The following is a 15,467-nucleotide window of genomic DNA, read 5'->3' on the forward strand; positions in this document are numbered from 1 at the left end:
GACGCCCGAGGATCACTCGAGGCCGGCGGCCTGGCAGGCGGACGCGTACTCGTCGGTGCAGATATCTGCAACCGTGTAGAAGTCGTCTGCGATCACGGTGTCCTCGATGTTGTCGACCGTCACGGCGGTGGGCTCGAGCAGCGTGGACGGGATGCCATCGACGGTGGTGTCACCATCGAGGGTCTCGCCCTTCGCCAGCGCGTAGGCCACCTCAGCAGCCTTCTCGGCCTCAGCCCGGAAGGAGTTGTAGACGGTCATGAACAAGTCGCCGGCGACGATCTGCTGCAGTCCGGCGAGCGATGCGTCCAGGCCCGTCATCGGAACGACGGGCTGCCCGGCTGCCTTGTAGGCGGCGATGGCACCGCCGGCGTTGCCATCGTTCGCGGAGTAGACCGCAACGATCGGGTCTCCCTTGGTGAGCTGGCCGGCGACGAAATTCTGCGCCTCGACCGGATCCCAGGTGGAGATCTCCGCCACCACTTCGAAGCCGCTCGCGTCGATGACCGACAGCGCACCCGTCTTGATGGCGGCGGCGTTGTTGTCTGTGGAGGCGCCGTTGAGCATCACGATGCCGCCCTGGTCCGGAGTGACGCCGTCGGCCTCGAGCGTGTCGACGAGGGTCTGCGCCTGAAGCTGTCCGACCTTCTCGTAGTCGTTCGAGATGTTGTAGGTGACCTGGTCGCTCTGGATCAGTCGGTCGTAGGAGACGACCGGGACGTTCTGCGCGGCGGCGGACTGGGCGATGCTCGCTGCGGCGACGCCATCGTAGGGGTCGACCACGAGTACGTCCACACCCTGCGTGAGCATCGACTCAGCCTGCTGCTGCTGCTTGCTCGCGTCGGAGTCGGCGTTGGCGTAGATCACCTCGCAGTCCGGGCAGAGCTCGGCGATCTTCGCCTCGAAGTACGGCTTGTCCTTCTCCTCGTACCGCGCGACAACGGTCTCAGGCAGCAGGAGGCCGATGGAGAGTGCATCCCCGCCGCCTCCAGACGATCCTCCGCCGGTCTCGCTCCCGTTCGAACATGCTGTGAGCAGGGTTGCCGCGATCGCGAGGGATGCTGCGGCAACACCAATTCTCGTAGTGGCAATCTTCATTGACCTACCTCCGACTCAGTGCCAACCACCTTGGTGACGGCACCAGATTCGCGCGAAGCCAGCCTCGCCATCTACGTTCGGAGCTCAGAAGTGTTATCTCATAGCGAACAGTAGATTGTGATCGCGAACGACTAGAGGCTTCTGGCGATCACCTGCGACGCCTTCTGCAGTCGCGCCACGATCCGCGCTGGCGAGGATCTGCGCAAGAGATCGGATGAGATCGCGACCGCGAGGGCCGCGCGCACCGACCCGGATTCGTCGCGTACCGGAACGGCCAGGCTCGAGAGCGTCGGTTCATGCTCACCCCAGCAGGCGGCGAAGCCCTCGACGCGCACCTTCGTCAGCTCCGTGGCGAGCGCCCGCGGCTCAGTGAGCGTGGTTGTCGTGCTCGGTGGCAGCGGGCCAGAAAGAAGTCGGGCGATCTCGCGGTCCGATAGGCCGGCCAGCAGGACCTTGCCGGAGGCAGTGGCGTGCAACGGGGAACGGTGACCGATGGTCGCCAATGTAATGAAGCCCGGATCCTCCTGCTCCCGGTCGACGTACAGGACGCCGTCGTTGTCGGCCACCGAGAGGAGTGCCGCGCCTGGGACCGTCCCGGCCAGATCCATCATCTCGAATCGGGCGGCGCGGGCGAGGTCGCGCGCCTCCGGGATCTGCCCGGCGAGCTCGTATGCGGTCCATCCCAATCGATACCCGCCGGTCGGGTCACGCTGCACCAGGCCCTCCGCGAGAAGGCTGTTCATCAGCTTGTACACCGCCGGCTTGCTGAGCCCGATCTTCCGACTGAGCACGCTCAGGGTCACAGTGCTGTTCGAGCGAGCGAGGATGCGCATGAGCTCCACCGCGTGCGAGACCGAACGCACAGTGCGGGGCTCGTACTTGCCAGACGAATCGGCCGTATTCGTCATCGCTCCTCCGTTGGAGAGTGTTAGCAGTCAGTAAATCCTATTCGCGAGGAGCGATTGATGGAAGAGGGTGGGCAACTTAGCGTTCTCGGGTAGGTATCAACGCGGGTCACGCAATGAAGCGGAGGAAAGCTGTGAGCAGGGACGCGGTCACGGAGAAGGACACCACCACATCGTTGGATCTCAGCGAAGCCGGCCTGTACGGCGCAGCGTTCGAGACGGCACGTGATCAGGTCCGCGCTCTCATCAGTCAGCACCCGGGCACGTTTCCCACGTTCACCGATGCGGGCGCCTGGCACTTCGAGGAGGACCCGTGGGCGCCAACCTGGTCCGCCGGATTCCTCACCGGACTGCTGTGGCTGTTCGCGGACCGCGACGAGACCGGCTGGTGGCGCGAGCACGCACAGCGATACAGCGAACTGCTCGAGCCGCGGAAGCGAGACGACGGCACCCACGACATCGGCTTCCTATTCACGCCGAGCTGGGGCCGCTGGCACGCCGTCGCGCCAAGCGAGCGCACCCGCGATGTCCTCATCGAGGCCGGCCGCACGATGGCGCGCCGATTCAATGAGCGAGGCCAGTACTTGAGCACCTGGGTCCATCCGGGCAGCACCTTCATCGACGTGATGATGAACATCGGCATCATCTACCAGGCTGGGCACCTCAGCGGTGATGAGACCCTGACTGAAATCGCAACCGCGCACGCCCTGACCACGCGTCGCTACCTGGTTCGCGGCGACGGCACCAGTGTGCACGAGGCCTGGTTCGACCCGGAGACGGGTGTGTTCGAGCGCACCGCGACACATCAGGGGTACCGGGCCGATTCCAGCTGGGTCCGCGGACACGCCTGGGGCGTCTACGGCTTCGGCACCGCCTACAGCTGGACCGGTGACGCCCGGTTTCTGGACACCGCTCGCCTGCTGGCCGACACCTACGTCGCCCGCACCGGCGACCGCCTGGTACCTCCGAACGACTGGGACGACCCGCAGCCCCGGTTCGCGTACGAGTCGTCAGCCGGTGCCGTCGTCGCGTCGGCGCTGCTCCAGCTGGCGGACCTCATCGGCGACCCAGGTGGCGACCGCTATCGCCGGTACGCGTACCGTCTGGTGGCCAAGCTCAGCGGCCCAGATTTCCTGGCCCAGCCCGGCTCGGGATGGGAGGGCGTCCTGCGGCATGCGACCTACCATCTGCACAACGAGGTCGGCGTCGACGAGTCGGTGATGTGGGGCGACTACTACTTCGTCGAGGCTCTACACCGGATCCTGCGGGGCCGGGTCGCCGCCATAGGGAGCTGATCCCCATGCGCGTCACCGAAGCGCTCCGCGCTCTCCCGCTCATCGCCGTCATCCGCGCCGACAGGGCAGCCGAGTATCAGCGGATCGTGCCTGCGCTCATCGCGGGCGGCGTGCGTACGATCGAGCTGACGATGACCACGCCAGGCACGCTCGACATGATGCCCGAACTGCAGGATGAACTTCCCGACGACGCGAAACTCGGCGTCGGCACCGTCCGGTCCGTCGACCAGGCGCTGTCGGCAATCGAGCGAGGAGCCGATTTCATCGTCTCCCCGCATATCGATCGAGCCATCGTCGCCGCGGCCCGGACCCGGAAGATCCCCGTGTATCCGGGCGCTCTCACGCCGACCGAGATCAACCTCGCGCTCACCGCCGGCGCCACCGCGGTGAAACTCTTCCCCGCCGGAGCCACCTCCCCTGCACTGGCGAAGCAACTGCTCGGCCCGTTCCCCGAGCTGGAATTCATGCCCTCCGGCGGCATCGGCCTCGAGGACGTCTCGCCATGGCTCGCTGCCGGTGCTGCCGCCGTCTGCGTCGGCGGACCCCTGGTCGGCGGCAGCGACTCATCCACCGCCGACATCATCGACAGGGCCCGACGATACGTCGACGTGGCCACAGAAGCACGGCAGGCCGACTGATGGCGATGGGATACGTAATGACCGGGGGCGAGACCCTCGGGCTGTATACAGCATCTCGGATCGGCGAGACGCATCTTGGCGACCACTACCGGTTCTCGATAGGCGGCACGGAGTCCAACGTCGCCATCGGCCTGTCCAGACTGGGAACGCCCAGCGTATGGATGGGGCGCGTCGGAGACGACGACGCCGGCCGCGTGATCGTCAGAACGCTCCGCGGCGAAGGCGTCGACGCACGTGTCACGATCGACGGCAGCGCACCCACCGCGATCATGACCCGCGGGCGACGGCTTCCCGGCCGCTCGCACGTCACCTACTTCCGGTCTGGCAGCGCCGGGGCGGGACTGAACCCGACCGACATCCCCGTCGGGCTCGTTTCGAGCGCGGCGCTCGTGCATGTCACTGGCGTCACGCCCGCCCTCTCCGACACCGCAGCCGCGACCGTCGCCCACCTGGTGAAACTGGCGAACGAGGCCTCGGTACCCGTCAGCTTCGACATCAACTACCGATCCAGGTTGTGGTCCATCGACCGCGCTGTGCCGGTGCTGCGCGAACTCGCCTCGCACGCAGACATCGTCCTGGCGGGACAAGACGAAGCCCAACTCGTCACGGGCCAGCTGGACTTGGCAGCACAACTCGACGCCCTGACAGCGCTGGGACCAACCCAGGTCGTCCTCAAGAGGGGCGCCGCCGGAGCGATCGCACGAGTGGACGGAGTAGACGTGGAGGCTCCCGGAATCCCGGTCGACGCCATCGACACCGTCGGCGCCGGCGATGCCTTCGCCGCCGGCTACCTTCACGCCCTCCTCAGCGGGGCGGCACCTCGCGAACGCCTCCAACTCGCGAACCGGGTTGCCGCATTCGTCTGTTCAGCGGAAGGTGACTGGGAGGGGCTCCCGCTCCCCCACGAACTGCCACTGCTGGACAGTGCAGAGCCAGTGATCAGATAACCATGGTCGCACTCAGGAAGAACGGACTGCTGATCCTCATGACGCGTCCGGGCATGACCATCACCGTGAAAGACACGTCACCACAGTCGACGGAGACATCCCATGAAGTTCCTCAACGCCGACCAGGCAGCCGAACTCGTTCCCAGCAACACGACACTGCTCGTTGACGGATCCGGGGGAGGCGTCAACGAGCCCGGCGCCGTGCTCGCCGCGATCGAACGACGCTTCCTGAACACCGCGGTCCCTACCGGGCTGACCGTGCTGCACATCTCCGGCATGGGCTCCGGCAATGGCGACGGGATCGACTACCTCGCCCACGAGAAGCTCACCGCCCGAGTCATCGGGGGTCACTGGGCCTGGTCGCGCCGCATGCAGGAGCTCGCCGCCGACGAGAAGATCCAGGCGTACTGCCTGCCCCAGGGCACGCTGTCACACCTACTCCGCGAGATCGCCGGCGGCCGCCCCGGCCCCATCTCGCAGGTCGGACTGGGCACGTTCGTCGACCCCCGCATCGACGGCGGTCGACTGAACCTCTCCGCCATCGAGCCCGTCAACGAGCTGATCGAACTCGGCGGGAAGACCTGGATCCACACCCCCGCCTTCCCGATCGACGTCGCCGTCATACGCGCCACCACCGCCGACGAGCACGGCAACCTCACCATGGAAGGGGAAGGGCTGCTCGCCGAGACCCTCGCCGCGGCGCAGGCCGCGAAGGCCAGCGGTGGGATCGTGATCGCCCAGGTCCGCACCCGCGTCCCCTACGGCGACCTCGAAGCCGACCGGGTGCGCGTTCCCGGCGTCCTCGTGGACGCGGTCGTCGTCAACCCCGCGCAGCGGCTGTCGTTCGCGACCGACCGCGATCCGGTGCTGGAATCCCGAGAGCGCAGCGCGGACGTCGATATCCCGCCCATCCCCTTCAACGTGCGCAAGATCATCGCCCGCCGCGCCGCGCAGGAAGTCCATGCCGGAGAGGTCGTCAACCTCGGGTTCGGCATGCCCGACGGCGTCGCCGCCGTACTGGCCGAAGAGGGCGTCGCCGGCGAAGTCCTCTTCACCGTCGAACAGGGGCACGTGGGCGGCGTCCCCGCCGGCGGCACCGATTTCGGACTGGCCCGCAACGCGGAATCCTCCATCGACGCCGGCGCCCAGTTCGACTGGTACGACGGTGGCGGCGTGGACCTCGCCGTGCTGAGCTTCGCCGAGGTCGACCAGATCGGCAACGTCAACGTCAGCAAGTTCGGGCGTCGCGTCGCCGGCATCGGCGGTTTCGTGAATATCTCCCAAGGCGCACGCCGCGTCGTGTTCGTCGGCACGTTCGACGCCGGCTCCCAGCCCACACTCGACGGGATCGGGCACATCACGCTCGGCGAGCCCGGCCTGCGGAAGTTCGTCGAGAAGGTACAGCAGATCAGCTTCAGCGGGTCCCTGGCCGTCGCCGAGCACAAGCACATCCTCTACGTCAGCGAACGTGCCGTGTTCGAGCTCGGAGCCGAAGGACTCACCCTCATCGAGATTGCACCAGGCCTCGACGTCGACCGCGACGTGATCGCCCACATGGGCTTCACCCCCGCGATCAGCCCGGACCTGAAGGAAATGGACGCCGGCATCTTCACCAACGCCGACTTCTCGCTCACGCTCGCCCCCACCCATCTCGAGGAGGTTTCCCGGTGACCCTGGCAACTGCGCTCCGCGACGACGGCATCCTGATCGCCGCCATCGACCGCCCCGACAAGGGCAACGCGCTGGACACCCCCACGATCGATGCGCTCGGCGACCTCGCGGCAGGGCTCCACGCCGGAGAGCACCCTCAGGTGCGTGCCGTGGTCATCACCGGCTCCGGCGACCGCGCGTTCTCCGCCGGCGCGGACATCTCGACACTGCACGGGCTCACGGCCAACCAGGCCCGCCGGCAGATGATCCATGGGCAGGACGTCTTCGACCGGATCGAGGAGCTCCCGCAGCTGACCATCGCCGCAATCAACGGTGTCGCCTTCGGTGGCGGCCTGGAACTGGCGATGGCATGCGACCTGCGCACCGCAGCGGCCACCGCGCGCATGGGCCAGCCCGAGATCACCCTCGCCAACTTGCCAGGCTGGGGCGGGACGCAGCGCCTGCCGCGACTGATCGGCACAGGCCGCGCCCTCGAGCTCATTCTCACCGGCAACCCGATCGACGCAGCCACCGCCCACTCCTACGGGCTGGTCAACGTCGTCGCAGACGACGCCGTCGCGGCCGCCGTCGCGCTGGCGGCTCAGGTCATCCGTCACGCTCCGGGCGCGGTCGCCGCATGCAAGGAAGCAGTCCTGTACGGCGTCCGACACGGCATCGCCCACGGTCTCCGCCGCGAAGCCGAACTCGTCGGGGAGCGATGCGCGACCCCTGAGCAGCGCGCCGCCGTCAAAGCCTTCCTCAACCGCAAGTCCACCACCACAACGAAAGCAGAAACCTCATGAGCGGACACTTCTCCTCTCCCCCGCACCTGATCCTCGGCGGGGACGCCTTGGAAACCGCGGCGGGCCTGCTGCCCACCCTCGGCAGCAAGGTCATCATCATCACCGACCCGGGCATCGTCGCCGCCGGCATCCACCAGCAGGTCGTCGACGTGCTCGCCGGTAGCGGACTGCCCATCCACACCTACTCCGAGGTCGTCGGCAACCCCGATGTCGAGACGGTCGCCGCTGCCTCCGCCGCCCGCGAAGCAGCCGGTGCAGACGTTATCCTCGCCATCGGCGGCGGGTCCAGCATCGACGTGGCCAAGGCCGTCGCCGTCGTCGCCACCAATGGCGGCAGCATCGCCGACTACGAGGGCGTCGACAAGTTCACCACCCCGCCGCTACCCGTCCTCGTGGTGCCCACCACGGTCGGCTCCGGATCGGAGGTCACGAAGGGCGCCGTGATCACCAATCACGAGACCAACGTCAAGATGATCATCGTCTCCGACCTGATGTTCCCCCGGATCGCGATCCTGGACCCGCGCGTCGTGGCGAAGCTGCCCGGCCGTATCGCCGCCACCACCGGCATGGACGCGCTCACACACGCCATCGAGGCATACGTGGCCAAGGGCGCCAATCCGGTCACCGACGCGATCAACCTCGGTGCGATCGAGATCATCGGCAAGAACCTCGTAGCCGCGTCCAAGGGTGACCCCGACGCGCTGTACCAGATGCTCGTGGCGTCCTCGATGGCCGGCATCGGCTTCCACGACGCCGGCCTTGGGGCCGTGCATGCACTGGCCAACACCATCGGCGGCCACTTCGGAATCCACCATGGCACTGCCAACGCCCTCTTCCTGCCCTACGTGATCGACTTCAACATCCCGTCCGCCCCGGCACGCTTCGCCCGCATCGCGCAGGCCCTCGGTGAGGACGTGACGGGGCTGGACGACATCGCGGCCGCCGCGAAGGCGTCCGAGGCCGTGCACCGCCTCGCCGAGGAGACCCGCGTCCCCCGGACCCTCACCGAACTGAACATCCCCGAGGACGCCATCGGGAAACTGGCCGCCGACGCGCTCGAGCAGGCGGACCTTCCCGGCAACCCTCGGGAGGCCTCTCTCGACGATCTCGTCACCCTCTACCGTCGCGCACTCTGAAGGGAAAGCCTGTGTCAACTCCCACCATCACCAAGACCGAAGCCCGCCTCATCGGGCACATCATCGCCGATCAGGAGGCCAACCGCGCCGACGAGGCCATCGACCGCCGCGCACCCGGCACCGACGAAGTCGTCAGCCAAGTCCTCGCCGGCGGTTCCGCAGAAGTCGCCGCTGCCGTACGCGCCGCTCGCACGGCGTTCGACTCCGGCGCCTGGCCGAAGATGTCCGTCGCCGAACGCGCGCTCTACCTCAACCGCGTAGCCGACCTGATCGACGCCAATGCCGACCAGCTGGCCCGCCTCGACGCAGAAGAGTCGGGCAAGCCGATCACGACCGCCGAGGGCGACATCGGCGGCGCCGCGGGGCTATGGCGGTACGCCGCGGCACTGGCATTGACGATGAAGGGTCAGACGTTCACCGGGAACGGCCCCGACTACACCGGTCTGGTGCTGCGGGAGCCGGTCGGCGTCGTGGGACTCATCATCCCGTGGAACTTCCCCGCCCTGATCCTCAGCCAGAAGCTGCCGTTCGCTCTCGCCGCCGGGTGCACCGCCGTGGTGAAGCCGTCCGAGTTCACCAGCTCGAGCGCGCACCTGCTGGTCAAGCTGATCGCACAGGCCGGAGTTCCGGCCGGCGTCGTCAACCTGGTCGTCGGCGACGGGCGCGCCGGGCAGGCGCTCACCGAATCAGACGACGTCGACCTCGTCTCGTTCACCGGTTCCACTGCCACCGGACGTCGCGTCCTGGCTGCCGCGGCAGGCAACATGAAGAAGCTGTCGCTCGAGCTGGGTGGCAAGGCGGCCAACATCGTGTTCGCCGACGCAGATCTCGAAGACGCCGCGGCCGGCGTGGTGCACGGCGTCACCTTCAACAACGGTGAGTGCTGTGTCTCACAGCCTCGGCTGCTCGTGCACGCGTCGGTCGCCGACGAATTCATCCAAGAGGTCAGCCGCCGGATGCAGCGCGTACGCGTCGGCCAGCCACTGGACCGTGAGACGCAGCTGGGAGCGTTGATCCACGCGCCGCACCTGAAGCGAGTCAAGTCCTTCATCTCTGGCGCTCAGGAGTACGGCGGCGACGTCATCACAGGCGGGCAGCCGCTGTCGGATGCCGCCCTCGGCAAGGGTCAGTTCATGGCGCCGGCGCTCATCGATCGGGTCGCGGCCGACGCACCGATCTTCCAGGAGGAGATCTTCGGGCCCGTTCTGGGCGTCACCCGGTTCACGACGGCCTCCGAGGCGATCGGACTTGCCAATGGGGTGCAATACGGGCTGGCCAACACGATCTGGTCCAAGAACACGGACACCGTGCTCGATGTCGCCAAGGCGCTCAAGAGCGGCACCGTCTACGTGAACACCACCATCGATGCACCTCCGCAGATGCCGTTCGGAGGCTACAAGGCGAGCGGAATCGGCCGCGAGATGGGCGAAGCCGGCTTCGAAGAGTTCACCGAGCTCAAGAGCGTCAGTATCCGCACCGGCAAGCGCGTCAACAGCTTCCCCCAGACGGACTGGGAAGGCGTGGCCTGACCGCGATCTCACTCCGAGGAGCGCGGGTCTCCCCCGCGCTCCTCGCCGAGTGCGGCCCGGTGCCCTCCGCGGGCGTTCGGTGTCCTCAACTGGGCAGCAACCGGAGCTCACGCCATCATGATGAAGTTGCCGCGAGCCACGACTGACCCGGTCCGCCCTGACGAGCCCACCGACCGGACCGACCCGAATACCGCCGATCCGTTACAGCGCCCGATCGACACGCAGCGGCGTGAATAAGCTGGAGCCTACCGAGTGCCGAGGCCTGCCAGCCATCGCAGCGCGACCGCGACCCCGTCGTCGTTGTTCGACGCGGTCAGATAGTCCGCTTCAGCGAGGACGGTCGGGTCCGCGTTGGCCGGCGCGATGGAGGCACCAACCCGGCGGAACAGGCCGAGATCGTTCCGGCCGTCACCGATGGCCACCACCTCCTTCAGCTCGATGCCGCTGCGGGAAGCGGCAAACCTCACACCCGTGGACTTGTCCACTCCGGCAGCGGTGACTTCCAAGTAGGCCGGATTGGACATCTCGGCAGTCACCGACGCCGGGAGCACCGGGCCCAGTGCCTCGATCTGACCCGATCGCTCGGCGATGAAGAGCAGCTTCAACGGAGCCGGAAGCGACGTCACGTCCCTCGCCAGTTCGGGCTGCATGTTCACGATCCCCGCCTCGCGCAGCACCGAGTCGGTCAACGCATCCACGAACCATCCGTCGGCGGTGTACCAGTTGGTGGTCAAGCCGATCGACTTCGCAGCCGCGGCGGCCGCGGCCGCGTCACCGGCATCGAGCGGTGAGGTGGCGTGCACGATGAGGCTGCCGGCCGCGTCGAACGTGCCCACGAGCGCGCCCTGGAACGCGACGAAAGCTGCGGGCTCGATCAGCCCGAGCGGCTCCAGATACTGCCACAGTCCGCCCGGCGGGCGGGAGGAGGCCAACGCGACCACGATGCCGGCACTCCGGGCCTCGCCCACAGCATGCACCGTCGCCGTAGCGAGCGAACCATCGGACCGTATCAGCGTGTGGTCCACATCAATCGCGACCAGCCGCGGACGATCGGTCAGCTCCCTGCGCCCGGGAAGAAGCGAGACACTTGCTACTGCCATCGATGCCCCCGAAGACTCGCGACAGGTCACCCTGAGACGCCTGTGAACCCGTGATCGACCCTACGAGGCATCCGGATCTGCCGTGCGAACACTGGAACAAAGAGTTCGCTGATCGCTAATGGCGCATGCCGAGCGCCCTGGCGCAGAGCAAATGGTTCGATGCGATCCGTGACCGAGAACGGGCCGCGCTGACAAGCCGCAACGACTTCGTCAGCGTGCCCACATCCTGCCCACAACTGGCCGGATCAGGGATAACGCCATCCTGATCATGTTGGCCGTCCTTTCCGCGTTTCCATTGGCCTCGCGGGGTGATGACGCGCGCTTCCGGGCCTGCGGGGCGGACTGAAAATCGAAAGGTCACCGGATCGATGCCGGTCGGAGCCACAGATGAAAACCCCCGGTTCGCCGGGGGTTTTCGCGTTTCCGGGTAAGGCTGGGGCGGTCGCATTCGTGCCCACTGCCCACAATCCGCGCACAGTCCACATGATCCTGCAGCGCGGAGACGCGGCAGGACGGCATGGCAGGCGCCCGCCTCCACCGCGGGCACCTGCCAGGTCTCAATCGGATCGATCGCGCTTCCACGCGTCGATCTCGGCGTGGAGCCGGGCGCGCTCGGTCGGCTCGAGGAACGCAGAGTCGACGGAGTTCCTCGCCAGCTGCTCGACCGTTCCCTCGTCGAGGTCGAACTCCGCGACGACGGCGTCGAAGTTGGCATCGACGTACCCGCCGAAGTAGGCCGGGTCATCCGAGTTCACGCTCACGAGCAGGCCGAGTTCGAGCATCCGTGGCAGCGGATGGTCGGCCATGGTGTCGATCGTGCGAAGCCGGACGTTGGACAGCGGGCAGACGGTCAGCGGAACGCGGTCGCGGACCAGGCGCTCGACGAGTTCGGGATCCTCGAGACTCCGGATTCCGTGATCGATGCGCTCGACGTGCAGCAGGTCGAGGGCCTCCCAGACGTACTCCGGCGGGCCCTCCTCGCCGGCGTGCGCCACGACATGGAGCCCCGCTTCGCTGGCCGCCCGGTACACGTCGACGAACAGTGACGGCCGGTAGCCGACCTCCGCGGAATCCAAGCCGATGCCATCGATCGGCAGACCGGCGTCGAGTACCTCGGTCAGGGCGTCCATCGCATCCCCCGGCGGAAGGTCGCGCCAGAACGACATGATGAGCTTCGTCGTCATCCCATGGTCGACGACGCTCCGATCCAATGCGCTCCGGATGCCGCCGATCACCGTGTCGGCCGGGATGCCACGCCGAGTGTGCGCCTGGACGTCGAAGGAGATCTCCGCGTGCCGCACCCCTGCCGCCGACGCCCGGGCAAGGTACCGACGGGTGACCTCGGCGAAGTCGTCCTCGTCGCGCAGCACCTCGAGGTTGACGTAGAGGAGGTCGAGGAAGGACTGGAGGTCGGTGAAGTCGTACTGCGCTTCGAGATGCTCGAGGGAACGCCACGGCAACTCGATGCCGTGCTTCGCGGCCGTCTCGATGATGAATGCGGGCTCCAGCGTCCCCTCGAGGTGGAGGTGGAGTTCCGCGACCGGCGGCCTCACGACTCGACCGTGGAGATACGACATGATCACCGTCCCGAACCCCTCGATGGCCCAGAACCTAGTCCGTGCATCGCGCGTCGACTCGGGACCTTCGGCACGTGCCCAGGGCGAGTGCGGCTACGAGAGTCGGTCGGCTGCTCACGGCGACGGGGTCGACGCTCGCCGAACGCCCGTTCGGGGCCGGCCGGTGCGGCCGGCCCCGACGGGCCACGGATCAGGCGGCTGCGTATCGCTGCGGGTCCGCGTCGAACAGCGGACCGCAGGCGGCGCAGCAGAACCAGTACCGCTGTCCGTCGTGGTCCCGGAAGAGACCGGCCTGCTCCGCGTCGGCCTTGACGACCATGCTCCCCGGCATGACCGGGCACTCGGCCAGGTCGTCGGGGCCTCGCAGCAGGTCGGTCGCCTCGGCGGGCTTCGAGGCGTGGCCGTGGGCGTTGCCGGTGCTGCAGCAGTGTGCGCTCATGGATGGATTCCTTTCAGTCGCGCGGGTCATGCGCGTTCGAGTTGCCGCGCCGGTTCGGTCGCGGTGGTGGCGCGCGGGGCGCCGGTGGTCCGCGAGCGGAACGTCCGCAGGCGGAGGCTGTTGCTGACGACGAAGACGCTGGAGAACGCCATCGCGGCCCCGGCGAGCATCGGGTTCAGCAGGCCGAGCGCGGCCAGCGGGATCGCGGCCACGTTGTAGGCGAACGCCCAGAAGAGGTTCGTCTTGATCGTCCCGAGCGTCCGGCGCGACAACCGGATGGCGTCGCCCACCGCTCGGAGGTCGCCGCGGACGAGCGTGATGTCGGCGGCCTCGATGGCCGCGTCGGTGCCGGTGCCCATCGCCAGGCCGAGGTCGGCCTGCGCGAGCGCGGCGGCATCGTTCACGCCGTCCCCGACCATCGCGACGACCTTTCCGGACGCCTGCAGGTCTCGGACGACGCCGACCTTCTGGGCCGGGAGGACATCGGCGATGACCTCGTCGATGCCGACCTCGTCGGCGACGTGCCGTGCGACCGTGGCATTGTCTCCGGTGAGCAGCACCGGCGTGAGCCCCAGGCGCCGAAGGGCCGCGATCGCCTCTCGGCTGGTGTCCTTCACGCGGTCGGCGACCACGAGCACACCGCGCGCGGCGCCGTCCCATCCGACCAGCACGGCCGTCTGCCCGGCGGACTCGGCATCCAGCTTCGCCGCACGGAGGTCCTCCGGGACCTCGATCGCCCAGTCGTCGAGCAGCGATTCCTTGCCGACGACGGCCAGGTGGCCGTCGACGATTCCGTGGACGCCCCGACCCTCGTGGTTCTCGAACGACTCCACGCTGCCGAGCTCGCCGATCCGGGAGGTGGCGCCTGCGGCGATCGCCTGCGCGATCGGATGCTCGGAGGCATCCTCGAGTGCGCCGGCGATGCGGAGCACCTCGGCCTCGTCCTCGCCGGCTCCCGCCCGCACCGCGAGCAGCGACATCCGGCCCGTGGTGACCGTACCGGTCTTGTCGAGCACGACGGTGTCGACCTTGCGAGTCGACTCGAGGACCTCTGGCCCCTTGATCAGGATGCCGAGCTGGGCACCGCGGCCCGTGCCGACGAGCAGCGCCGTCGGCGTGGCGAGGCCCAGGGCGCAGGGGCAGGCGATGATGAGCACCGCCACGGCCGCCGTGAACGCCGCCGCGACCGGGAAGCCGGCGCCCAGCCAGACGCCGAGCGTGCCGGCCGTGAGGGCGAGCACGATCGGGACGAAGACCCCGGAGATCCGGTCGGCCAAGCGCTGGACCTGCGCCTTCCCGGACTGGGCGTCCTCGACGAGCTTCGCCATCTGCGCGAGCTGGGTGTCGGCGCCGACGCGCGTCGCACGCACGACGAGCCTGCCCCCGGCGTTGACGGTCGCGCCGACGACCGGGTCGCCGACGGTCACCTCGACCGGAACCGATTCTCCGGTGAGCATCGACTGGTCGATCGCACTGCGGCCCTCGACGATCACGCCGTCGGTCGCGATCTTCTCGCCCGGGCGCACGACGAACTCGTCGCCGACGCTGAGCTGATCGATCGGGATGCGCTCCTCACGGCCGTCCTTCAGCACGGCGACGTCCTTCGCGCCGAGCTGGAGCAGGGCGCGCAGCGCGGCGCCGGCCGTGCGCTTCGATCGCTTCTCGAAGTAGCGACCGGCCAGGACGAACATGGTCACGCCCGCGGCCACCTCGAGGTAGATGTTCGCGGCGCCGTCCGTGGGAGCCACGGTCAGTTCGAACGGATGGGTCATGCCGGGCGTGCCCGCGGTGCCGAAGAACAGCGCGTAGACCGACCAGAGCAACGCGGCGGATGTCCCGACCGACACGAGCGTGTCCATCGTCGCGGCGCCGTGGCGCAGGTTCACCAGCGCGGCCCGATGGAACGGCCACGCGGCCCAGACGATGACCGGCGCTGCGAGCGCGAGCGAGAGCCACTGCCAGAACGGGAACTGGAGCACCGGGATCATCGCCATCAGGATGACCGGAACGGACAGTACGACCGAGCCGATCAGCCGATGCCGGAGCGTCCGCAGCTCGCCGTCCTCGGCATCACCCTCGCCCTGTGCGCCCGAGGCCTCCGCCGTGGGCGGGGCCGGGGCCTCGGCGGTGTAGCCGGTCTTCCGGATCTCCGCGATCACGGCCTCGGTCGTGGGCCCGCGCGGAACCTCGACGCGGGCCTTCTCGGTGGCGTAGTTGACGGTGGCCGTCACGCCGTCGAGCTTGTTCAGCTTCCGCTCGATCCGCATCGCACATGACGCGCAGGTCATCCCGCCGATGTCCAGTTCGACCACCTCGGTCGGCGGTGGTGTCTTCAGGGCGCTCTCGTTCATCG

The 15,467-nt window shown here is 68.1% G+C and carries 13 protein-coding genes; 7 read left to right on the forward strand and 6 right to left on the reverse strand.

Annotated features, from left to right (window positions below):
- Nucleotides 1-12 precede the first annotated feature (12 nt).
- Together ACFVHK_RS06715 and ACFVHK_RS06720 are read right to left on the reverse strand one after the other, a co-directional pair.
- Entirely contained in the window at nt 13-1,095 is a 1,083-nt protein-coding gene (locus ACFVHK_RS06715; RefSeq protein WP_376928126.1) for a substrate-binding domain-containing protein, read from the reverse strand.
- A gap of 131 nt (nt 1,096-1,226) precedes the next feature.
- Nucleotides 1,227-2,003 carry an IclR family transcriptional regulator gene (locus tag ACFVHK_RS06720; RefSeq protein WP_376928127.1) on the reverse strand — a complete coding sequence of 259 codons (777 nt, stop codon included), beginning with the start codon at nt 2,001-2,003 and terminating at the stop codon, nt 1,227-1,229.
- Nucleotides 2,004-2,134: 131 nt separating this feature from the next.
- Between ACFVHK_RS06720 and ACFVHK_RS06725 the strand changes: the two genes are divergently transcribed.
- The 7 genes from ACFVHK_RS06725 (at nt 2,135) to ACFVHK_RS06755 (ending at nt 9,998) form a co-directional block, all read left to right on the forward strand.
- Entirely contained in the window at nt 2,135-3,295 is a 1,161-nt protein-coding gene (locus ACFVHK_RS06725) for a glycosyl hydrolase (RefSeq protein WP_376928128.1), read from the forward strand.
- A gap of 5 nt (nt 3,296-3,300) precedes the next feature.
- On the forward strand, nt 3,301-3,933 hold the full coding sequence (locus ACFVHK_RS06730) for a bifunctional 4-hydroxy-2-oxoglutarate aldolase/2-dehydro-3-deoxy-phosphogluconate aldolase (RefSeq protein ID WP_376928129.1): 633 nt from the start codon (nt 3,301-3,303) through the stop codon (nt 3,931-3,933).
- A 17-nt stretch (nt 3,934-3,950) separates the two neighbouring features.
- Nucleotides 3,951-4,880, forward strand: a complete 930-nt coding sequence (locus ACFVHK_RS06735) for a sugar kinase (protein WP_376928130.1) — start codon at nt 3,951-3,953, stop codon at nt 4,878-4,880.
- 102 nt (nt 4,881-4,982) lie between these two features.
- Entirely contained in the window at nt 4,983-6,551 is a 1,569-nt protein-coding gene (locus tag ACFVHK_RS06740; protein ID WP_376928131.1) for an acyl CoA:acetate/3-ketoacid CoA transferase, read from the forward strand.
- On the forward strand, nt 6,548-7,333 hold the full coding sequence (locus tag ACFVHK_RS06745; protein ID WP_376928132.1) for an enoyl-CoA hydratase/isomerase family protein: 786 nt from the start codon (nt 6,548-6,550) through the stop codon (nt 7,331-7,333). Before ACFVHK_RS06740 ends, ACFVHK_RS06745 begins: the two co-directional genes overlap by 4 nt.
- Nucleotides 7,330-8,469 carry an iron-containing alcohol dehydrogenase family protein gene (locus ACFVHK_RS06750; protein ID WP_376928133.1) on the forward strand — a complete coding sequence of 380 codons (1,140 nt, stop codon included), beginning with the start codon at nt 7,330-7,332 and terminating at the stop codon, nt 8,467-8,469. The genes ACFVHK_RS06745 and ACFVHK_RS06750 overlap by 4 nt, the downstream gene beginning before the upstream one ends.
- A gap of 11 nt (nt 8,470-8,480) precedes the next feature.
- On the forward strand, nt 8,481-9,998 hold the full coding sequence (locus tag ACFVHK_RS06755; RefSeq protein ID WP_376928134.1) for an aldehyde dehydrogenase family protein: 1,518 nt from the start codon (nt 8,481-8,483) through the stop codon (nt 9,996-9,998).
- Between the two features lie 245 nt (nt 9,999-10,243).
- Here ACFVHK_RS06755 and ACFVHK_RS06760 read toward each other — a convergent pair whose 3' ends face one another.
- The 4 genes from ACFVHK_RS06760 to ACFVHK_RS06775 all read right to left on the reverse strand — a co-directional run bounded on the left by ACFVHK_RS06760 (nt 10,244) and on the right by ACFVHK_RS06775 (nt 15,465).
- Nucleotides 10,244-11,098 (reverse strand): HAD-IIB family hydrolase, encoded by an 855-nt coding sequence (locus ACFVHK_RS06760; protein ID WP_376928135.1) that lies wholly within the window; start codon nt 11,096-11,098, stop codon nt 10,244-10,246.
- A gap of 557 nt (nt 11,099-11,655) precedes the next feature.
- Nucleotides 11,656-12,651, reverse strand: coding sequence for an adenosine deaminase (locus ACFVHK_RS06765; protein WP_376928136.1), 996 nt, complete (start codon nt 12,649-12,651; stop codon nt 11,656-11,658).
- A gap of 214 nt (nt 12,652-12,865) precedes the next feature.
- Nucleotides 12,866-13,114 (reverse strand): hypothetical protein, encoded by a 249-nt coding sequence (locus tag ACFVHK_RS06770; RefSeq protein WP_242492180.1) that lies wholly within the window; start codon nt 13,112-13,114, stop codon nt 12,866-12,868.
- Between the two features lie 26 nt (nt 13,115-13,140).
- Nucleotides 13,141-15,465, reverse strand: coding sequence for a heavy metal translocating P-type ATPase (locus ACFVHK_RS06775; RefSeq protein ID WP_376928137.1), 2,325 nt, complete (start codon nt 15,463-15,465; stop codon nt 13,141-13,143).
- Nucleotides 15,466-15,467: the final 2 nt, after the last annotated feature.

This window comes from Agromyces binzhouensis, from assembly GCF_042672355.1.
In the GTDB taxonomy this organism is placed as follows: Bacteria; Actinomycetota; Actinomycetes; order Actinomycetales; family Microbacteriaceae; genus Agromyces; species Agromyces binzhouensis.